An 18,917-nucleotide genomic window follows, 5' to 3' on the forward strand; every position below is an offset into this window, starting at 1 on the left:
AGGGCGGCATAACGGTGCCGTGGCGGTCAGATTACCGGCTGCGACGCAAATCTCCGGGTTCACGGAAAAACCGATGCCAAGCTTGTCGATCAGTTTGTTGGGTGCGTTGCTGGGCCTTGGCCTGGTCACTGCCGCTGCTGGACAATCGGACGCAAAGGCGCCGCTCACCCGGAGCGAACGGTGCGCCAATCTCAGCCACCAATTTGATGAAGCCCTCGAAACCCATGCCACGGCAACGCAGGTCACCGCGGCAAAGGCACTTCAGAGAAAGGGCAACCGGTACTGCGCCGCCAAGAAACAGGCACAGGGCATCCGGATGCTCGCCAACGCTTTGAAGCTGCTTGGAGTGACGCCGAACGACCCGGTCCAGTGACACTCAACTTGACCCGCATAAAAAGGAAATGAAGCCATGAAAAAGTCCATCCTCTCCGCCACCGGTCTCGCCGTCGCTCTGGCTTTCGCGATGCCCGCTCTCGGCAACGCCGCTGCCACCACGACCGCTGCCCCGGCTGCCTCGACCACGACGACCACCACCGCTCCGGCTGCCGACGCCACCGCCAAGCCCCCGATGAAGAAGGTCGTCAAGAAGGTCAAGCACAAGAAGGCTCCCAAGAAGCCCGTGAAGAAGGCCACGGACAAGGCAGCCCCCGCCGCGGCGGCCCCGATGGCTGCTCCGAAGAAGAAGCCCTGATCAGCTTCGCGGTCAGTTCTAGCAAGGCCGCCCCAGCCGCAACCGGCTGCGGCGGCCTTCTGCCGAATGCACGGTCGATGAGCTGAACACCGGCGGCTTCCAGCCACGCATCTCGATCCTGCTTAACCCGTTTGCAACGCCGGTCATGTTAGACAATCCGCATGAAGAAGCGGCTTTCGTCCATTTTGCGTTCGATGGTGATTGGTGGCCTGGTCGCCACCGGTGTCGCCAGGGGGCTGATTCTGCTCACCGCCAGCCCCGTGCCGGACCCCGCCAGTGGCCGCACCGAGCCCTCGCTGTTCGCGCCGATAATTTCCAGTAACTGGGACTACATCACACCTGTCCAGGCATGGCTGCTGATCGTGCTTCTTGCCGTGACGCTGGTCTGCGTTGTCGGATGGCCGATCGCGGCCTGGCTGGAACGTCGAGCGGATGCCGGCGCGAACCGCCGCATTTTCGGCCGCCAGGGCCGTTGAACCGCGCCCGACAATTTCCCACATGATTGTGAATGGACCGGGCCAGCCCGCCGGCGGTCCGCGTGCCAATCAAAATGGACGATCGCTGCCGCCCGTGGCAAAATGCGGGGTAATGCCCGATCGCGAAACTGTCGGTTCCGATGCCAGAAATCACCACAAAACCGCGAACCAAGGTCAAGCCGCAGACCGAGCGGCCCAAGCTCTACAAGGTCATCCTCATCAATGACGATTTCACGCCGCGCGAATTCGTCGTCACGGTGCTGAAGGGCGAGTTCAAGCTCAGCGAGGACCAGGCGCACCGCATCATGATCACCGCGCACCGGCGTGGCGTCTGCGTGGTCGCGGTCTTCACCAAGGATGTTGCCGAGACCAAGGCGACGCGGGCCACCGACGCCGGCAAGGCAAAGGGCTACCCGCTGCTGTTCACGACCGAGCCGGAGGAGTAGAGGAGGGGCGCCTTTCCCTACTCCCCTTGTGGGAGGAGGTGGGCTCGCGAAGCGAGGTCGGATGAGGGGTGTTCCAGGGAACACTCCTCAACCGTCCCGGCGCTGCGCGCCGATCCACCTTCTCCCACAAGGGGAGAAGGGAAAAAGAGCACCGCTCTACCGCCCCTCGCGGTACCACATCGAGCCCATCGCCAGGAGCAGCAGGCCGAGGCCGAGGAAGCCGCCGAACAGCGGCACGCGCGAGACCGCCTTGAGCACGCTGTCGTCGGTGGTGCGCAGGCCGATCCAGTCGCTGCCGGAGGCCTCGCCGGCCGAGCGCACCGGCACGATGGACGGCAGGGTCACTTCGCTGCCCAGCGCCGTCGATGACGCCAGCCGGCGCACACTGCCGCCCGTGGCTTCCGCCGGCGCCTTCAGCCGGTTTTCGGTGGAGATGACATCGGCGAATTCCGGTGCATTGACCGGTCCGACATGGGCGAGCGCGGTGAGATCACCATTGGCGACCTGGAAGAGGCCGATCTCGCTGGTCTGGACGCTGCCGAGGAAGACGCCGGGCTCGGATTTGTCGAGCTTGACGGTCACCGTCTTGCCGGATGGTGTGATGATCTGCGCGGGGCCTGGATCGTCGGCCATGGTCTGGCGGCGGATCTCCAGCACCATGCCGCGGCCCTCGGCGGTCAGCCGCTCTTCCTCAAGCTCGGGCTCCTTCATCAGCCAGTGGGCGATGCGCCTGTAGAGCTGGACATGCGGACCGCCGCCCTCGAAGCCGCGCGCCCACAGCCAGCCCTGGTCGGAAAGAAGCATGCCGACACGGCCTTCGCCCTTGCGGTCGAGCAGCAGCAGCGGCCGGTTGTCGGCGCCTTTCATCACCACCTCGCCTTGCGGGTTCTGCACGCCGATGGTGCGGAACCAGCGGCTCCAGTGCGGCGGTTCGGTGGCCGAACCATCGAGGCCGCGTGTCACCGGATGACGCTGGCCGAGATCGGTGAGGCGCGGATAGAAGGCCTTTTCGACCACTTCGCCGGTGGGCATGGCCGGCAAAGCAGACATCAGCGGCGTGCGCGCGATCGAAGCCTCGCCGGCATATTCGGGGCCGGCGGCGATCAGCAGGGCGCCGCCCTTTTCGACATATTCGGAGATGTAGTCGTAATAGAGGATCGGCAGCACGTCGCGGTGCTGGTAGCGGTCGAAGATGATGAGGTCGAAATCCTTGATCTTCTCGACGAACAGTTCGCGCGTCGGGAAGGCGATCAGCGACAATTCGTTGATCGGCGTGCCGTCCTGCTTTTCCGGCGGCCGCAGAATGGTGAAATGGACGAGATCGACCGAGGCGTCGGATTTCAAGAGATTGCGCCAGGTGCGCTCGCCCGCATGCGGTTCGCCCGAAACCAGCAGCACGCGCAAATTCTCGCGGATGCCGTCGACCAGTGCGATGGCGCGGTTGTTGGTGTCGGTGAGTTCGCCAGGTTCGCGGTCGATGGCGAGCTCGATGATGTTGCGCCCGGCGCCCGGAATGGTCACCTGCAGCGGCATGGCCTGGCCGACGGTGGCATGCTCGACCGAGACCTGTTCGCCATTGACCGAGACGCGCACATCGACCGGGCCGGCCTCGTTTTCCGTCGAGATGACGCGGTAGGTCATGTCGAGCGGCTTGCCGACGATGCCGAAACGCGGCGCGTTCTCGAAGCGGATGCGGCGGTCCTTTTCGTGGTCGTTGCCGGTGATCAAAGCGTGCAGCGGTGCGTTGAAGTCGGGCGCGCCCGGGGGCGCGTCGTGCACCTCGCCATCGGTGATCATGATGGCGCCGCCGATGCGCGACGGCGGCACGTCGCGGAGGGCGCCTTCCAGCGCGCCGAACAGCCGTGTTTCGGTACGCTCCTCGGCGGCATCGGACTTGCCGGCCTCGACGACGCGCACGTCGAACTGCTTGAAGCGGCCTAGACGCTGCTGCAATCCGGCCAGCGCCTCATCGGTCTGCCTGGTGCGGTCACCGATGTCCTGGCTCTGGCTGCGGTCGACGATCAGCGCGACGACGCTCTTCAGCGGCTCGCGCTCCTCGTTGAGGAACACCGGGTTGAACAGGGCGGCGGCCAGCGCCAGCAGAGCGACGAAGCGCAGGACGCCGCCGCGCTGGCGAAACCACAGGCCGACAAGCGCCAGCAGCGCCAGCGGCACCAGCACGAGGGCCAGCAATGGCCAGGAGATCAGCGGCTCGAAGGAGATCGACCAGTTCATGCCTTACCCTCCCGTTGTTGGGGAAGGTCGATCCGCCGAGGCTGTGCAACAAGGAGCGTCATCCTACTGCCCCAGCCGTTCGAGCAGAATGGGGACATGCACCTGGTCGGATTTGTAGTTGCCGGTCAGCATGTACATCATGATGTTGACGCCGGCGCGCAGCGCATAGATGCGCTGCATCGGGTCGGCCGGCACCGTCGGCAGCAGCGGATCGCCATTCTCGTCGACCGCCCAGGCGCCGGCGAAATCATTGGCGGTGATCATGATCGGCGAGACGCCGTCGCCGGTGCGCACCGGCCGGTTGTCGGCATTGCTGGCGTCGAGCGAGGCCTCGACCCAGAGCGGGCTGCCAGCGAAGCGGCCGGGGAATTCGGGCAGGATGAAGAAGGACTTGGTCAGCACGTGGTCCGACGGCACCGGCTCCAGCGGCGGCACGTTGAGGTTGCCGAGAATGTCTCGCAGCCGCTCGGTCGCCGGGCTGGTGGAATCGGCGCCGATGCCATTGGCGAACTGGTCGCGCGTGTCGAACAGCACCGTGCCGCCCTGCTGCATATAGGCGTCGATGCGGGCGATCGCGGCCGGGCTCGGCATCGGAGCGGCCGGATCAATCGGCCAATAGATCAGCGGATAGAAGGACAGCTCGTCCTTCGCAATGTCGACGCCGGCAGGTGCGCCGGGTTCCAGCGCGGTCTTCTCGATCAGGAAGCGGGTCAGCCCCTCGAGCCCGGCGCGGCTGATCGAATCGTCGCCCGGCACGCCGGTCAGCACATAGGCGATGCGGGTCTTCGAAATCGCAGAGATGGCCGCCTCGTCGCCCGGCTTGGCATCGTCGGCGCGGGCGAAATCGGCATGGCCGAACAATGCGCCAAGCGCGATCAGGACCACCGCGGTGGTGGCCACCGCGCCGGCACGGCGCCGCCGGCGTGAAAACACCCCGCCCATCCAGAACACCGCCAGCGTGTCGAGCAGCATCAGCACCAGGGCGGCGGTGACCAGCGGACCCTTCAGATTGCGGGATTCATCGAAGGCGTATTGGATCGTGGTGACCGGCACGGTGAGTTGCGGGCGCGCCAGCGGCACGAACGTGCTTGCGGCGTCCAGCAAATTGTGGGCGAAGACGCCGGTTTCCGAGCCGTACAGGCCGGGCGGGTTCTCGAAGGTCACCGGCACACCGGCGCCCGGCACCAGCGGCCGTGCATCCGGCGTCGGTGGCACCAGCGAGCCGTCGGCCGCGATCATGCGATAGGGTGCCAGCGATGTGGCGGCGGCTTCGGCATTGGCGATCGCCGCGCCCTGGTTGCGCGACAGCTGCACGATGCGGCGCAGCATCTCGACGAAGCTGCCCGAGATCGGCAGGTTTGACCAGGTTGCCTCGGGCGTGACGTGGAACAGCACCAGCGTGCCCTTGCCTTTCTTCAGACCGGTGACCAGCGGCGTGCCGTCAGCAAGAGCGGCCCAGGTGCGCTCGACGATGTCGGGCGTCGGTTCAGCGAGCACCTGCCTGCTCACCGTGACTTCGGTGGGCGGTGCCAGATCGGCGAAAGGACCGGCCTTGGGGAATTCGGTGACCGGCTGCGGCGAGGTCCAGGACAGCGCGCCACCGAGCGAACGTTCGCCTGTGCGCAGGCGGACCGGCAGCAGATCGTCATCATTGCCGGCGGCGGCCAGCCGCGAGCCGGCGAAACGCACAAGCGTGCCGCCATTGTCGACCCAGTCGACCAGCCTTTGCCGGACTTGCGCCGGAATGGTGCCGATGTCGGCCATGATGATCATCGCCGGCTTCTGGTCGAGGATCTGCGGGATGGCGTCGGCGAGATCGGCGCTCGAGGGTTCGACCAGATCGGCGAAGGGCTGCAGCGCGCGCCTGATGTAGTAGAGCGGCGACAGAAGCGGCTGCGCCTGGTCGGCCTCGGCCTGCGACAAGAGCCCGACCCGGCGGCGCTTGGAGCTTTCGTCGAGCACACGCACCGCACCCGCCTGGCGCTCGCCGTCGAGGGCGATCGAGGCGAAGTCGTTGCGCAGTTCGAACGGCACCGTCATCGTGCCGGTGGCGGTGGCTTCGCCGGGCGCGAAGGTCAGCGTCGCATCGGCGATGCGGCGGCCCTTGTCGTCGAAGGCGCCGGCGGTGACCTGCACCGGCGCCGGATCGCCCGGCGCGCGGATGGCGGTGAGCGCGAAACCGTCGACCTGGTTGTCGGCGGCGGTGAGGCCCGTCAGGGAAAGCCGATCGGCGGTAGCCCAAACCACGCGTGCCGCATTCTTCGACAGCAGCGTGTTGAAGGCGGCCTCGTCGCCCTTGGCCGCGAGGCCGTCGGCCAGCACGGCGACGCTGGCGCCGCGCAAGGTCTCCAGCACGCCGGCGACGCGGGCATAGACAGCGGGCCGGTCGGTCGGGATCGGCCGCGGCTTGGCGGCGCGCAGCCGGTCGAGCGCGGCGGCGGCATCGAAGGGACCGATTTCCGCATTGGGTTTTTCGGCGGTGAAGGCGATGATGACAGGCACGCCGTTCGAGCCGGCGTCCTTGATCAGCCGTTCGGCGGTGGCAACGCACTTGTTCCAGTCGGCGGCACTCGCCCAGTCATTGTCGATGACCAGCGCAAGGGCGGCACCCTCGGCCGGCAGTTTTTCGCGCGGGTTGAAGACCGGTTCGGCCAGCGCCGCGACGATGAGGCCGGCCATCAGCAGCCTGAGCAGCGTCAGCCACCAGGGGCTTTGATGCGGCGTCTCCTCGCGCTTCAAGACGCGCACCAGGATCTTCAGCGGCGGAAAGATCTCGGCCTGCGGCTTGGGCGGCGTCAGCCTGAGCAGCCACCAGATCACCGGCAGCGCCAGCAGGCCCCACAGCACCATGGGAGCGCCAAAGGAGAGCGGCAGCCAGCTCATGCGCCGACCACCTTTCCAGGCTGACCGCCAGCAGCGGTCGGCCCGAACTGACTGGCCCGGCTGCCAGCGTCAGGCCCGGCATGAACGCCATCGGCCGTCATTGCCATATGCAGGCGTACCAGCGCGTCGGACGCCAGCCGATCGGTGTGGTTGACTGTAAAACTCCAGCTGAGCCGCTTGCACCAGCTGGCCAATTCCTGGCGGCGGGCGGTGTAGAGCAGGCGGTACTCGTCGCCGAGCATTTCGGCGCGTCCGGCGGTCAGCTTGTCGCCGGTTTCGGGATCGGTGAACTCGGTGCGGCCGGCATAGGGGAAGGTTTCCTCGGCTGGGTCGGCTACCTCGATAAGATGGGCGCGCACGCCGTGGCGGGCGAGCACGTCGAGCCATTCCATCGTTTCCTCGACCGGATCGAGGAAATCGCTGGCGATGACGATGTCGCAGAAGCGTCTGATGTCCGTGAGGTCGGGCTTTGCCGGCAAGTCGCCGGCATGCATCAACTGGGCGGCAATGCGCTCGGCGCCGTTGCGGGCGGTGAACGGATCGGTCAGGCCCGGCCAGGCGATGCGTTCGCCGCTGCGCGACAACAATTCGGCCATGGCCAGCGTCAGCACCAGCGCGCGCGACTGCTTGGAGACGCTGGCGCCGGTCGATTTGTAGAGCATGGACGGCGAGGGATCGGCCCACAGCCAGACCGTATGGGCGGCTTCCCATTCGCGGTCGCGCACATAGGTGTGGTCGTCGCGGGCCGAGCGGCGCCAGTCGATGCGCGAGGAGTCGCCCTCGACATAGGGCCGGAACTGCCAGAAATTCTCGCCGATGCCGCGTTTGCGGCGGCCATGCCAGCCGGCGATCACGGTGTTGACGATACGGCGCGCCTCGACCAGCAGGTCGGGCACAAGCGAAGCCCGCAACCGGCCACGGGCGAGCGCGTCGCGCGTCGCTGCCGGAGCCTGGACCTCGCCGATGCGCGCCATCAAATCCCTTTCACGAGTTTCGCCACCACGTCGCGTACGCTGGTGCCCTCGGCGCGGGCGGCGAAGGTCAGCGCCATGCGGTGCTGCAGCACCGGCTCAGCCAGCGCCCGCACATCGTCGACCGAGGGCGCCAGCCGTCCGTCGTAGAGCGCACGCGCCCTGGTGCACAGCATCAGCGCCTGGCTGGCGCGCGGGCCGGGGCCCCAGGCGACATGCTTGTCGGTCTCGGCATTGCCCTGGCCCGGGCGCGCCGAGCGCACCAAAGTGAGGATCGCCTCGACGACACTTTCAGGCACCGGCATGCGGCGGATCAGCGTCTGGATCTCCTTCAGACGCGCCGGCTGCAGCACGTTCTGCGCCTTGGCATCCTCGATGCCGGTGGTTTCCAGGAGGATGCGGCGCTCGGCTTCGATTTCGGGATAGAGGATATCGACCTGCATCAGGAAGCGGTCGAGCTGGGCTTCGGGCAGTGGATAGGTGCCCTCCTGCTCCAGCGGGTTCTGTGTCGCCAGCACATGGAAGGGCGCCGGCAGGTCATAACGGGCGCCGGCGATGGTGACGTGGTATTCCTGCATGGCCTGCAGCAGCGCCGACTGGGTGCGCGGCGAAGCGCGGTTGATCTCGTCGGCCATCAGCAACTGGGCGAAGATCGGCCCGGAGATAAAGCGGAAGGAGCGTTTGCCGATCTCGTCCTGCTCCATCACCTCGGAGCCGAGGATGTCGGACGGCATCAGGTCGGGCGTAAACTGGATGCGGCGCGAATCGAGGCCGAGCACGACGCCCAGCGTTTCGACCAGCTTGGTCTTGGCGAGGCCGGGAACACCGACCAGCAGCGCATGGCCACCGGCCAGCAGTGCCACGAGCGTGCGCTCGACGACATTCTCCTGGCCGAAGATCACCCGGCCGACCCCGTCGCGGATCCTGGAAATGTCGGCCAGCGCCTTTTCGGCCTCGGCGATCATGTCCGTTTCGCTGATCGGGCTTTCCTTGACCATCACGCTCATTCGGCTCGATCCCTTCGGTTGGAAATACCGGCCCGCACCATATCATAGGTTGCCGCGATTCGGCCTCGCGTAGCGCCTATGGTCGAACTTAAATCACAGACTTAGGCTGACAAGCGGAACAACAGTGACTATTTCGTGACGATGACGGAACACGACGAACATCGCCAACAAAGCCTTACGCAGGCAACCGAGGCGCGCGGCCTGGAGGCGCTGATCTCGCGCGCGGCGCGTGCCGGCAAGGGCGCGGCGCCCGTCGAGCGCTGGAATCCCGACTTTTGCGGCGATCTCGACATGGAGATCAAGGCCGACGGCACCTGGTTCTATCTGGGCACGCCGATCGGCCGCATGCCGCTGGTGCAGCTCTTTTCCTCGGTGCTGCGCAAGGACGCGGACGGCAGGACCTATCTGGTGACGCCTGTGGAAAAGGTTGGCATTCGCGTCGCCGATGCGCCGTTCATCGCCGTCGAAATGGATGTTTCGGGCAGTGGCGACGAACAGATCATCACCTTCCGCACCAATGTCGGCGACGTGGTCGAGGCAGGGCCGGAACGGCCGCTGCGCTTCGTCGACGAGAACGAGACCGGCGGCTTGAAACCTTATGTGCTGGTGCGCGGCAGGCTGGAAGCGCTGGTGGGGCGGCCTGTCATGTACGAACTGGTCGGGCACGGCGAGGAGGTCGAGATCGGCGGCGAGGCCATGTTTGCCGTGCGCTCGAAAGGCGCGGTGTTTCCGATCATGCCGGCGGACCAACTGAAGCGGCTGAGCGCATGATGGACCAGGTGTCACGGACGCCGTTCTCGTCGGCGGATTTTCGCGCGCGCTTCGCCGCGCAGCCTGATGCGCATGCCGGCGACGACTATGGCGACCATCGCTTCAATCCGGGTCATCCGCGGCTGAATCAGGGCAAGCCGCTGCGCAATGCGGCGGTGCTGATCCCGGTAGTCGATCACGAAGGCGAGGCGACGGTTCTCTTGACCAAACGGGCCGAAAAGCTGCGCAACCATTCGGGGCAGGTGGCGTTTCCCGGCGGTACCATCGATGCGACCGATGCCAGCCCGGAGGCCGCGGCGCTGCGCGAAACCTTCGAGGAGATTGGCCTCGATCAGCACCGCATCGAGATCATTGGCCGCATGCCCGACTATGTCGCCGGCAGCGGTTACCGCATCGCGCCGGTGCTGGGTATCGTGCGGCCCGGCTTCCAGCTGGACTTGAATGCCGACGAGGTCGATGCCGCCTTCGAAGTGCCGCTGCGCTTCCTGATGGATCCGGTGAATCACAAGCGCGACAGTCGCATGTGGAACGACCTCGAATGGTTCTTCTACGATATGCCCTATGGCGACCGGCGCATCTGGGGCGTCACCGCCGGCATCATCCGCACGCTCTATGAAAGGCTTTATGCGTGAGTGTTTCGATCTCGGGCAGGGCCAACTGGCTTGCCGACAAGCATTTGCAGCGCCTGCTTGCCGCCCTGGCTGAAGGCGGCGAGGAGGCGCGTGTCGCCGGTGGCGCCGTGCGCAACACGCTCATGGGCCAGCCGGTCGCCGATGTCGACATTGCCACCACCTGTTTGCCGCAGGAAACCATCCGCCGCGCCGAGGCGAAGGGTTTCAAACCGGTGCCGACCGGCATCGAGCACGGCACCGTCACGGTGGTCGCCGGCGGCAAACCCTATGAAATCACCACCTTGCGCGCCGATGTCGAGACCGATGGCCGCCGCGCCAAAGTGTCGTTCGGGCGCGATTGGAAACTCGATGCCGAGCGGCGCGACTTCACCATCAACGCGCTCTATGCCGAGGCCGATGGCAGGGTTGTCGACCTGGTCGGCGGCATCGCCGATATCGAGGCGCGGCGGCTGCGCTTTATCGGTGATGCGGAAGCACGCATCCGCGAGGATTATCTGCGCATCCTGCGCTTCTTCCGCTTCTTCGCCTGGTATGGCGAAGGCCGGCCTGACGCCGAGGGGCTGAAGGCCTGTGCCCGGCTGAAGGAGGGCTTGGGCCAACTCTCGGCGGAGCGCATCTGGGCAGAACTGAAGAAGCTGCTTTCGGCGTCTGATCCGTCGCGGGCGCTGCTGTGGATGCGGCAGGCCGGTGTCCTGACCGCCGCGCTGCCGGAAAGCGAGAAATGGGGCATCGACGCCATCCACGGGCTGACCAAAGCCGAGAAGGATCTGGGTTGGGCAGCGGACCCGATGCTGCGGCTTGAGGCCATTGTGCCGCCGGATGCCGCGCGCATGAAGACGCTTGCCGAGCGGCTGAGGTTTTCGACCGCGGAATCCGACCGTTTGCGCCACTGGGCACTGGCCACCGCCGTCGAGCCGAAGATGACCGAGGGCGAACTGGCGAAAAGGCTCTATCGCGGCGACCGGCAAGGATTTGTCGACCGCCTGCGGCTATCGCTTGCCGGAGCCAGGGTGCGCGCTGTCGAGGACAATAACGCGCTGCTCGAAGCCGGCGGCTTTTCGCGCCTGCTGGCCTTCGCGCTCAAATGGGAAAAACCGGTGTTTCCGCTGAGAGGCGCCGATCTGACGGCGCTCGGCGCCACGCCGGGGCCGAAGCTGGGCGAAATCCTCAAGAACCTCGAGACGGAATGGATCGAGGCTGGATTTACCCCCGATCGCGGCGCGCTGCTGAAGCGCGCCACGAAGGCGCTTGAAGCTTAGCCTGGAGCCTGGCCGTGCGACCCTGCCGATCAAAAGGCATGGCCGAGGCGACGATTTGACCGGGCGAAGCGTCGCTCGCCTACCTGATCGCTACCGGCGCCAGGGCGCGCGAAAGGCTTGCCTCGCCCTTGCCGTAGACGGAGGCGCTGTAGTTGACCAGCGTGTCGGTACGAGCCGTGTTAAGCAAGTCGTTGGTGATCTGGGTCGGCGTGGCGCTGGTGAATTTGCTGCCGATGATCGCCGCATATCCTGAAATGATCGGCGCGGCGAAGGAGGTGCCATAAAGGCCTGTCTTGCCTCCATCGACACCAACCACGAGGAAGTGGCTTTGCACCTGCGGATTGGAGCCGGCGGTGTTGGAATACCAGGCAAGCTGGGCCTTGCTGGACGTGGTGCCGTTGGTGGACAGCGCGCCGACGAAGATCGCGGATGGTTTTCCGATCAGGGCAAGGTCGAGATAGTCCTGCCGGCCGTTCCTGACCCCGCCCACGGCGACCGAATCGTTGCCCGCGGCCTTCGAAACAACAGCCGTTCCCCTGGTGGCATAGGAGATAATGGAGGCTTCCTCCGGGGCCCACCCGATCTGGTTCGCGCTGTAGCCCGCCCTGGCATACATGCCGTAGCTCAGATTGAGCACGTTCAGGCCGGGCGCCAGGCCGACGGCCGAGCCGGTCGAGAAGTCCTTCGACCTGATGGACGCCAGGGGCGCGATCATGCCGGCTTCCTCACGCGTCCATTCACCGTGGCGCTGGGTTTGAACCCCGACACCGAAATTGCCGGAGAAGCGCGATGTACTGGAGAAATCGTCGACGATCGTAATAGTGACGCCCTTGCCCCTGTATCCCGCGGCCCAAGCGGCGCCAACGTCGGGGCTCATCCACCGCTGCACTGTTGGCGTGCCCGCGGCCGGGATCGTTGCGCCCACGCATGTCGACAGGCCGCCGCCGTGGCACAGCGCGGCCATCTCGTCCGCAGTGACTGCCTCCTGTGCCGACGCCATCGGCCCCGACAGGATGGCGAGAGCCGTGGCGATACCGAATTTCAAGCAACTCCGTGACATGCTCTTACTCCGTTCCGACAAGAACCAAGACGGGTGATCGCGAATTTCGGGGCGAGATGATTTTCTCATTTACATCCTCCCGGCGATCAGAAAGTAACACGGTAATTCAGCCAGATGTGCTGGCTCTCCGGTTTAGCGTTAACCAGATATTTCAAGGTTTCCTCAGGCGCCAACTGGCTGGCCGCGAGCCGGCAATTGACGCTGTAGGTGCCAAAATCGCCGTAGTTGGCTTCGCAAGACTTTTCGGTAAGCTTGCCGCCGATGGTCGTGGTGAGTGAAAGGGAAAGAGTGCTGTTCGGGTTCGGATGCATCTGGGTGACGAACCCAAGCTTGAGGCTGGGCTCGATCCGATACTTCTCGCCCTCTTCGCCGGTTCCAAATCCCCAAAGTATGCCGGTATCTTCCGTGACCTGGGTGAGCAGGTCCACATGCATGTCGACCCAGCGGGCGCGGTACCATTGGTTGAACGAAACGAAGGTCCCGTTCTGCAGTTCGTAGCCGCCATTGCCCAGGCTCCTCGCGCGATCGCTGAGCGGCGAGCCCTGATGTATGTCGACCAACGATGTCGTCATTTCCTGGGCAGCAGCCGGGGACGCCCCGATCAGCGCGCCCAGCAGGAGCGCCATCGTGCGGAACCTCACTCGACTGCCGGACTTTTCGCGCATGCGCGAAACACCTCGCCCCACTGTCCCGGATCAGTGCCTGGTGGCGAAGGGCTTCTCTGGCAGCCCACTGTAGCCGGATTGTCCGTCCGACAGTGGCACGGCTTCGGTTACCGCGCGGTTTATTTTAGCTGAGGCAAATATAATTTTTGACCCTGCGGGGTCTGGCTCGCCCGACGTTCGCGATGGCGCTTCCATTCAATCTTGAAGCGCCAACGCGGCTGGTTTTCCGTTGCCGATGGCTGCTAGTCAGGGCAAGCCTACGCGGCGTCGCGCACCTTCTCTATGCGCGAGCGGATCGCTTCGATCATGGTTTCGCGGATTGTCGTCTCGCCATGCGTCTCACGCATATGCTCGACGGCACGGCGCATCACTTCGGCTTCCTCGTCGGCACGGGTGTGCCACTCACAGCCGGGAACAAGCGAGCCGCAGTGGAATTGCTTCATCGGATTTCTCCTTTTCCTCCAGGGAGCCGGTCGAGGCTCGGCCACTTTCTTGGCCCACGGTCCATTCCCGGACGCGGGCGGGGCGAGAACTATAACACGGGAGGGGCGCTCTGGTTGCATCAAAGCATCGTGCGGCGCCGCCCGTCTCCTTGATTTGACGCAATTCCAGACCGGATTGCTCGGCTGATCCTACGGCCAGCGCACCTCCGGCGGCAGGCTGGACAGGATCGAGGCGACATTGCCGCCGGTCTTCAGGCCGAAGATGGTGCCGCGATCGTGAAGCAGATTGAATTCGACATAGCGGCCACGGCGGATGAGCTGTTCGTCACGGTCGCCGTCCGTCCAGTTCTCGTCGAAGTTGGCGCGCACGAGGTGGCCGTAGACGACGAGGAAGGAACGTCCGACGTCCTGGACGAAGTTGAAGTCGGCGTTCCAGCCGCCCTTATTCTCGTCAGAATGCAGCCAGTCGAAGAAAATGCCGCCAACGCCGCGCGGCTCGTTGCGGTGGGGCAGGAAGAAATACTCATTGCACCATGTCTTGAATTTCGGGTGGTCGGCGACGGCGGCGTTCTTCTCGCAAGCGAACTGCATGGCGCGGTGGAAGGCGACAGTGTCAGGGTCGTCCTGGGTGCGGCGGCGGTCGAGCACCGGCGTCAGATCGGCGCCGCCACCGAACCATTGCCTCGAGGTGACCACCATGCGCGTGTTCATGTGCACGGCGGGAACGTTGGGGTTCCAGGGGTGCGCGATCAGCGAGATGCCGGAGGCCCAGAAACGCGGGTCTTCCTCGGCGCCGGGCATCTGCTTCCTGAATTCGGGCGAGAACTCGCCGTAGACGGTCGAGGTGTGGACGCCGACCTTCTCGAAGACGCGGCCATGCATCATCGACATGGTGCCGCCGCCACCCTTGCCGGCATCGCGTTCCCAAGGCGTCTTTTCGAAATGGCCCGGCGACCATGAGGCGAGAGGGCCCTGGAGATCCTGCTCGATCTGCTCGAAAGCGCTGCAGATGCGTTCGCGCAGCGCCTCGAACCACAGGCGCGCCTTCATCTTCTTCTCTTCGATGTCGGCGGGCAGGCCCGCCGGTATTTCAGGTCGTTCCAAAATGCCGTCTCCGGTTGCGGGGCGGCCCGCCCCTACAAACGACTCGTCTTTTGCCGGCGCGATCCCTAATCTCTTAAGGAACAGGGTCAAGTCACTTTGCTTTTGCGCATGATCCTTTCCGAAACTCGGATTCCGATTTTCGGGGTCATGCGCCAGGTGCAAGGAGTTGTTTCGTGCGCACCCCGTCAAGACCGCCGCTGGATGGACTGAAGAAAAGGCTCGATCAAAGCCGGGCCGAGCGCGCACGCATGCCGCGCGACGGTTTTCTGCGCGAGACCTTCGTCCTGCCGCGCTCCGACGCGCGGCTTAAAGCCAAGGAATGGTTCGAGCGCTTTCCCAAGCAAGCCTACTGGACCGAGATCGAAAGCTGGTTCGAACGCCCGGGCGATTTGATCGAGTTCACGATCCGGCGGCTGCCGGCAGCGGATTAGGATTCTATCAACAGTCGCCTCGCTCCCGTACCCTCCCTTGCCAGCCGGTCGCCCTTGTTCCTGAGCGGGCATTTGTCGATCGACATGCAGCCGCAGCCGATGCAATCGGTCAGCCCGTCGCGCAGCTTCTTCAACTGGTCGATCTTGTGGTCGAGCGCGTCGCGCCAGGCGGTCGACAGCAATCCCCAGTCGTCGCGCGTCGGCGTGCGGCCTTCCGGCAGGGAGGCCAGTGCCTCGCCGATTTCGGCCAGCGAGATGCCGACCTCCTGCGCGACCTTGATGATTGCCACCCGCCGCAGCACGTCGCGGCCGTAACGCCGCTGGTTGCCTGATGTGCGGTGGCTGCGGATCAGCCCGCGCGTCTCATAGAAATGCAGTGCCGACACCGCCACGCCGCTGCGCATGGCCACCTGGCCGACCGTCAATTCCGTTGCTGGAGCCATTTCCGATTTTCCGCTTGACCTCAAGTTAAGTTGAGCTTGTAGCCAAGAAACGTTGATTGGGCAAATGACAGGAGAAGGCGATGTGCGCCTGGGTGAGAATGACCGCAGAAACCGCTGTCGTCGGCGACGGCAAGGCCGTTGACGGGCCGCCGATCCTATCCGAGTTGCCGGACGGCTTCGCCCGCCACCATGGCGACGGACAGCGCGACGTTGATGCTGCGCGCGCTGCCCTGCATGGGGATGGTCAGCCGCGCATCCGCCGCCTGATGGACAGGATCCGGCACGCCCGCGGATTCGCGGCCGAACAGGAGGACGTCGCCGTCCGCAAAGCTGAAGTTGGTGTAGCGGGTCGCGGCTTTGGTCGACAGAAGCACCAGCCGGCGCCCGTCCTTCTTGCGCCAGTCCTCGAAGGCCTTCCAATCGATGTGCCGGGTCAGGGCAGCCATTTCCAGGTAGTCCATGCCGGCGCGCTTGAGCGCCTTGTCGGAAAGCGGAAAGCCGGCCGGCTCGATGATGTCGACGCCAAGGCCGAGACAAGCGGCGAAGCGCAGGATTGTCCCGGTATTGCCGGCAATGTCCGGCTGGTAGAGCGCGATGCGGAGACGACGGTTCATTTCCGCGTCCTTCTAATAAGTGGCAGATCGGCCACAGCAACCCGGCGGTTTTGGAAATTCCTGGACCTGCGGGTGGCCATTTTCTGCGAAGTCGGGTATGTCAGTCGCATTGTCAACCCGAACCGATGGAGGGGACACTCATGATGACCATGCACATCCAGCGCCCCTCTCGTGGGCTTACCTGCCCGCTGGCGGTTTCGGTACGACGATTCTCCTGACTCTCTAAGACTTGATCGCACCGATTCCCGCCGAAACGATTTTTCGGCTCTCGAAGGAATCCTGCGATGTTTTTCAAAAAGTCAAAAGGGCTGAACGCCCAACCTGAACATGTCAGGACCGACTCCTTCGGTCGTGTCCAGACCGATGCCGAGCGTCGGTTGCGGACCGAGGCAATCCGCGCCTCCGGCCGAATGCCGGCGGACAATGTTGCCTGGCCTTTTCATCTCTATTTTCACACGGAGGACGGACCGATGTTCGATCCCTACAGAATACCGGGCTCGAGGAGCCTGCATATCCACCGACTGCCGACCTGGGCGCTGCTGATCGGCGAGACCTATTCGTCGGCGGTCCATGCCGAAGTCCGGCGCCGGCCGCATCGCGGCATGCTGCCGGACGTCGATTTCTCGCACGCTGTTCCGGACCCCAGCCGGCCTTCGCTGGTGCGCCGGATCATCCGGCTGATCCGGCCGGTTGCGAAAATCAGGCTTGTCGACACCGCGCCGTCAGGATCGGCAAACGAGCCTGTCGGCGAAAAGCCCGCGAACCCCTATATAGCGCGAAGCAGGGCCGATGGTCCGGATGATTCCGGACCGTCGGCCCTCGGCGCCACACGGTCCGAGGACTTCGTACGTTCACGTGCCGCGTAAGCGGAAAACAGATTTTCACAGGCATGACCTATGTTGTTGTTTAGCTGGTTTGAAAGAAGGCTCGATCCGTTCCCCGCGGCGGAACCGGTCGAGCCGCCCAAGACGCTGGTAGCCTTCTGCCTGCATTATACGCGCGGCGCCTGGCCCTATATCCTTGTCGACGCGGTGCTGGTGGCGGCCATCGCCATCGCGGAAGTGTGGATGTTCGGCTTCCTTGGCCGCATCGTCGACTGGCTGTCAGGGCAGAACCGCGAAACCTTCCTGCAGACGGAAGGCTGGAAGCTCGCCGGAATGGCCTTCATCGTGCTGTTCGCACTGCCGGGCACGGTATGGGTGCATTCGCTTCTCAACCAGCAGACGCTGATGGGCAACTATCCGATGCGCATCCGTTGGCAGGTGCATCGGTACCTGCTCAACCAGTCGATGAGCTTCTACCAGGACGAGTTCGCCGGCCGCATCGCCACCAAGCTGATGCAGACCGCGCTCGCCGTGCGCGAATGCGTCATCAAGGTGATCGACGTGCTCAACTACGTCATCGTCTATTTCCTGGGCATGCTGTTGATCGTCGGCTCCGCCGATTGGCGGCTGGCCGCGCCTCTGGGCGTCTGGCTCGTCGGCTACATCCTGTTGCTGCGCTTTTTCATTCCCCGGCTGGGCAGGGTCGGCGAGGAGCAGGCCAATGCGCGCTCGATCATGACCGGTCGCGTCGTCGACAGCTACTCCAACATCCAGACGGTCAAGCTGTTCAGTCATGCCAGGCGCGAGGCGACTTTCGCCAGGGAAGGCATGATGGGCTTCCTCGACACGGTCTACCGCTCGATGCGGCTGGTGACGGTGCTTTTCGGCACGCTCTACATACTGAACGCCCTGCTGCTGTTCTCCGTCACCGCCATTTCGCTGTGGCTGTGGATGGGACAAGTGGTGACGATCGGCGCGGTCGCCGTGGTCATCGGCCTGGTGCTCCGGATGTGGGGCATGTCGCAGTGGATCATGTGGGAAATGTCGGGCCTGTTCGAGAATATCGGCACGGTGCAGGACGGCATCGCCTCGATCTCGCTGCCGCGCCTTGTCGAGGACAGGCCGGACGCGAAGGAGATCGCCGTTTCCAGGGGCGAGATCCGCTTCGAGGATATCCGCTTCCACTATGGCAAGCGGAAAGGCGTGATCGAAAACCTGTCGCTGGCGGTGAAGCCGGGCGAGAAGGTCGGCATTGTCGGCCGCTCGGGCGCCGGCAAGTCGACACTGGTCAATCTGCTGTTGCGCTTCTACGATTTGGAAGCTGGCCGGATCCTGATCGACGGCCAGGAGATCGCCGGCGTGAAGCAGGATTCGCTGCGGGCCCAGATCGGCATGGTCACGCAGGACACCTCGCTGCTGCATCGCTCGGTGCGCGAGAACATCCTCTACGGCCGCCCCGACGCATCGGATGAGATGCTTGTCGAGGCGGCTCGTCGGGCCGAGGCGCTGGACTTCATTGGCGGGCTGTCGGATCACAATGGCCGCAAGGGGTTCGACGCCTATGTCGGCGACCGTGGCGTCAAATTGTCCGGCGGCCAGCGGCAGCGCATCGCCATTGCTCGCGTTATGTTGAAGGACGCACCGATACTTATCCTTGACGAGGCGACGTCGGCGCTGGATTCCGAGGCGGAAGCGGCCATCCAGGAGAACCTCTACAAGCTTATGCAGGGCAAGACCGTCATCGCCATCGCCCACCGGCTGTCGACAATCGCGGCGATGGACAGGCTCGTGGTGATGGATCAGGGCCGTGTCATCGAGGAAGGTTCGCATGACGAACTGGTCGCCAAGGGCGGGCTCTACGCGCAGCTCTGGCAGCGCCAGTCGGGCGGGTTCCTGCTCGAGGACATCCCGGCCGATGTCGCCAATGACGTGATCGCGAAGGGGCAAGCCGCAGAATGATGG

Annotated in this window: 20 protein-coding genes; 10 read left to right on the forward strand and 10 right to left on the reverse strand. The window is 64.7% G+C overall.

Annotation, left to right across the window (positions count from 1 at the left end; all coding sequences use genetic code 11):
• Positions 1–73: 73 nt before the first annotated feature.
• The 4 genes from ACWGS8_RS05670 (at position 74) to clpS (ending at position 1,613) form a co-directional block, all read left to right on the forward strand.
• Positions 74–373 carry a hypothetical protein gene (locus ACWGS8_RS05670; RefSeq protein ID WP_095773502.1) on the forward strand — a complete coding sequence of 100 codons (300 nt, stop codon included), beginning with the start codon at positions 74–76 and terminating at the stop codon, positions 371–373.
• Positions 374–409: 36 nt separating this feature from the next.
• Complete coding sequence (locus ACWGS8_RS05675) at positions 410–691, forward strand: hypothetical protein (RefSeq protein WP_454579984.1); 282 nt, start codon at positions 410–412, stop codon at positions 689–691.
• A gap of 161 nt (positions 692–852) precedes the next feature.
• A complete protein-coding gene (locus ACWGS8_RS05680) occupies positions 853–1,167 on the forward strand; it encodes a hypothetical protein (protein WP_454579985.1) in 315 nt (104 codons plus the stop codon).
• 140 nt (positions 1,168–1,307) lie between these two features.
• Positions 1,308–1,613: an ATP-dependent Clp protease adapter ClpS gene (gene clpS / locus ACWGS8_RS05685; protein ID WP_010911143.1), complete on the forward strand. Its 306-nt coding sequence runs from the start codon at positions 1,308–1,310 to the stop codon at positions 1,611–1,613.
• Between the two features lie 156 nt (positions 1,614–1,769).
• Here clpS and ACWGS8_RS05690 read toward each other — a convergent pair whose 3' ends face one another.
• From ACWGS8_RS05690 to ACWGS8_RS05705, 4 genes are all read right to left on the reverse strand, one after another.
• Entirely contained in the window at positions 1,770–3,848 is a 2,079-nt protein-coding gene (locus ACWGS8_RS05690; protein WP_454579986.1) for a hypothetical protein, read from the reverse strand.
• Between the two features lie 63 nt (positions 3,849–3,911).
• Positions 3,912–6,731 carry a DUF4159 domain-containing protein gene (locus tag ACWGS8_RS05695; RefSeq protein ID WP_454579987.1) on the reverse strand — a complete coding sequence of 940 codons (2,820 nt, stop codon included), beginning with the start codon at positions 6,729–6,731 and terminating at the stop codon, positions 3,912–3,914.
• Positions 6,728–7,705, reverse strand: coding sequence for a DUF58 domain-containing protein (locus ACWGS8_RS05700; protein WP_454579988.1), 978 nt, complete (start codon positions 7,703–7,705; stop codon positions 6,728–6,730). The genes ACWGS8_RS05695 and ACWGS8_RS05700 overlap by 4 nt, the downstream gene beginning before the upstream one ends.
• On the reverse strand, positions 7,705–8,709 hold the full coding sequence (locus tag ACWGS8_RS05705; protein WP_010911139.1) for an AAA family ATPase: 1,005 nt from the start codon (positions 8,707–8,709) through the stop codon (positions 7,705–7,707). Before ACWGS8_RS05705 ends, ACWGS8_RS05700 begins: the two co-directional genes overlap by 1 nt.
• A gap of 141 nt (positions 8,710–8,850) precedes the next feature.
• Between ACWGS8_RS05705 and ACWGS8_RS05710 the strand changes: the two genes are divergently transcribed.
• The 3 genes from ACWGS8_RS05710 to ACWGS8_RS05720 are packed head-to-tail and all read left to right on the forward strand — an operon-like array spanning position 8,851 to position 11,371.
• Positions 8,851–9,480, forward strand: a complete 630-nt coding sequence (locus tag ACWGS8_RS05710) for a DUF1285 domain-containing protein (protein ID WP_454580124.1) — start codon at positions 8,851–8,853, stop codon at positions 9,478–9,480.
• Positions 9,480–10,112, forward strand: coding sequence for a CoA pyrophosphatase (locus ACWGS8_RS05715; protein WP_454580125.1), 633 nt, complete (start codon positions 9,480–9,482; stop codon positions 10,110–10,112). The genes ACWGS8_RS05710 and ACWGS8_RS05715 overlap by 1 nt, the downstream gene beginning before the upstream one ends.
• Positions 10,109–11,371 (forward strand): CCA tRNA nucleotidyltransferase, encoded by a 1,263-nt coding sequence (locus ACWGS8_RS05720; RefSeq protein ID WP_454579989.1) that lies wholly within the window; start codon positions 10,109–10,111, stop codon positions 11,369–11,371. Before ACWGS8_RS05715 ends, ACWGS8_RS05720 begins: the two co-directional genes overlap by 4 nt.
• A 79-nt stretch (positions 11,372–11,450) precedes the next feature.
• On the opposite strand, the gene ACWGS8_RS05725 is transcribed toward ACWGS8_RS05720, so the two are convergent.
• From ACWGS8_RS05725 to hemF, 4 genes are all read right to left on the reverse strand, one after another.
• Positions 11,451–12,431 (reverse strand): S8 family serine peptidase, encoded by a 981-nt coding sequence (locus ACWGS8_RS05725; protein ID WP_454579990.1) that lies wholly within the window; start codon positions 12,429–12,431, stop codon positions 11,451–11,453.
• A gap of 86 nt (positions 12,432–12,517) precedes the next feature.
• Complete coding sequence (locus ACWGS8_RS05730) at positions 12,518–13,096, reverse strand: hypothetical protein (protein WP_454579991.1); 579 nt, start codon at positions 13,094–13,096, stop codon at positions 12,518–12,520.
• 257 nt (positions 13,097–13,353) lie between these two features.
• Positions 13,354–13,539, reverse strand: a complete 186-nt coding sequence (locus ACWGS8_RS05735) for a DUF1059 domain-containing protein (RefSeq protein ID WP_027047304.1) — start codon at positions 13,537–13,539, stop codon at positions 13,354–13,356.
• A 189-nt stretch (positions 13,540–13,728) separates the two neighbouring features.
• On the reverse strand, positions 13,729–14,643 hold the full coding sequence (gene hemF / locus ACWGS8_RS05740; RefSeq protein WP_454579992.1) for an oxygen-dependent coproporphyrinogen oxidase: 915 nt from the start codon (positions 14,641–14,643) through the stop codon (positions 13,729–13,731).
• Positions 14,644–14,816: 173 nt separating this feature from the next.
• On the opposite strand from hemF, the gene ACWGS8_RS05745 reads away from it, so the two are divergent.
• Complete coding sequence (locus ACWGS8_RS05745; protein WP_454579993.1) at positions 14,817–15,074, forward strand: hypothetical protein; 258 nt, start codon at positions 14,817–14,819, stop codon at positions 15,072–15,074.
• Here ACWGS8_RS05745 and soxR read toward each other — a convergent pair.
• Both soxR and ACWGS8_RS05755 read right to left on the reverse strand, forming a co-directional pair.
• A complete protein-coding gene (gene soxR / locus ACWGS8_RS05750) occupies positions 15,071–15,517 on the reverse strand; it encodes a redox-sensitive transcriptional activator SoxR (RefSeq protein WP_454579994.1) in 447 nt (148 codons plus the stop codon). The genes ACWGS8_RS05745 and soxR overlap by 4 nt on opposite strands.
• A gap of 155 nt (positions 15,518–15,672) precedes the next feature.
• Positions 15,673–16,131, reverse strand: coding sequence for a tRNA (cytidine(34)-2'-O)-methyltransferase (locus tag ACWGS8_RS05755; protein ID WP_454579995.1), 459 nt, complete (start codon positions 16,129–16,131; stop codon positions 15,673–15,675).
• A gap of 284 nt (positions 16,132–16,415) precedes the next feature.
• Here ACWGS8_RS05755 and ACWGS8_RS05760 point away from each other — a divergent pair, with 284 nt between their 5' ends.
• Positions 16,416–16,997, forward strand: a complete 582-nt coding sequence (locus ACWGS8_RS05760) for a hypothetical protein (RefSeq protein ID WP_454579996.1) — start codon at positions 16,416–16,418, stop codon at positions 16,995–16,997.
• A gap of 30 nt (positions 16,998–17,027) precedes the next feature.
• Positions 17,028–18,914, forward strand: a complete 1,887-nt coding sequence (locus ACWGS8_RS05765; RefSeq protein WP_454579997.1) for an ABC transporter ATP-binding protein — start codon at positions 17,028–17,030, stop codon at positions 18,912–18,914.
• The last annotated feature ends 3 nt before the right edge of the window (positions 18,915–18,917 follow it).

This window comes from Mesorhizobium sp. 43Arga (genome assembly GCF_053714255.1).

Coding starts and splice junctions, on each gene's coding strand:
- ACWGS8_RS05680 (WP_454579985.1), top strand. CDS start 853: ATGAAGAAGCGGCTTTCGTCCATTTTGCGTTCGATGGTGATTGGTGGC.
- ACWGS8_RS05735 (WP_027047304.1), bottom strand. CDS start 13,539: ATGAAGCAATTCCACTGCGGCTCGCTTGTTCCCGGCTGTGAGTGGCAC.
- ACWGS8_RS05765 (WP_454579997.1), top strand. CDS start 17,028: ATGTTGTTGTTTAGCTGGTTTGAAAGAAGGCTCGATCCGTTCCCCGCG.
- ACWGS8_RS05710 (WP_454580124.1), top strand. CDS start 8,851: ATGACGGAACACGACGAACATCGCCAACAAAGCCTTACGCAGGCAACC.
- ACWGS8_RS05725 (WP_454579990.1), bottom strand. CDS start 12,431: ATGTCACGGAGTTGCTTGAAATTCGGTATCGCCACGGCTCTCGCCATC.
- ACWGS8_RS05695 (WP_454579987.1), bottom strand. CDS start 6,731: ATGAGCTGGCTGCCGCTCTCCTTTGGCGCTCCCATGGTGCTGTGGGGC.
- soxR (WP_454579994.1), bottom strand. CDS start 15,517: ATGGCTCCAGCAACGGAATTGACGGTCGGCCAGGTGGCCATGCGCAGC.
- ACWGS8_RS05730 (WP_454579991.1), bottom strand. CDS start 13,096: ATGCGCGAAAAGTCCGGCAGTCGAGTGAGGTTCCGCACGATGGCGCTC.
- ACWGS8_RS05705 (WP_010911139.1), bottom strand. CDS start 8,709: ATGAGCGTGATGGTCAAGGAAAGCCCGATCAGCGAAACGGACATGATC.
- ACWGS8_RS05755 (WP_454579995.1), bottom strand. CDS start 16,131: ATGAACCGTCGTCTCCGCATCGCGCTCTACCAGCCGGACATTGCCGGC.
- ACWGS8_RS05670 (WP_095773502.1), top strand. CDS start 74: ATGCCAAGCTTGTCGATCAGTTTGTTGGGTGCGTTGCTGGGCCTTGGC.
- ACWGS8_RS05715 (WP_454580125.1), top strand. CDS start 9,480: ATGGACCAGGTGTCACGGACGCCGTTCTCGTCGGCGGATTTTCGCGCG.
- ACWGS8_RS05690 (WP_454579986.1), bottom strand. CDS start 3,848: ATGAACTGGTCGATCTCCTTCGAGCCGCTGATCTCCTGGCCATTGCTG.
- ACWGS8_RS05760 (WP_454579996.1), top strand. CDS start 16,416: ATGTTTTTCAAAAAGTCAAAAGGGCTGAACGCCCAACCTGAACATGTC.
- ACWGS8_RS05675 (WP_454579984.1), top strand. CDS start 410: ATGAAAAAGTCCATCCTCTCCGCCACCGGTCTCGCCGTCGCTCTGGCT.
- ACWGS8_RS05700 (WP_454579988.1), bottom strand. CDS start 7,705: ATGGCGCGCATCGGCGAGGTCCAGGCTCCGGCAGCGACGCGCGACGCG.
- clpS (WP_010911143.1), top strand. CDS start 1,308: ATGCCAGAAATCACCACAAAACCGCGAACCAAGGTCAAGCCGCAGACC.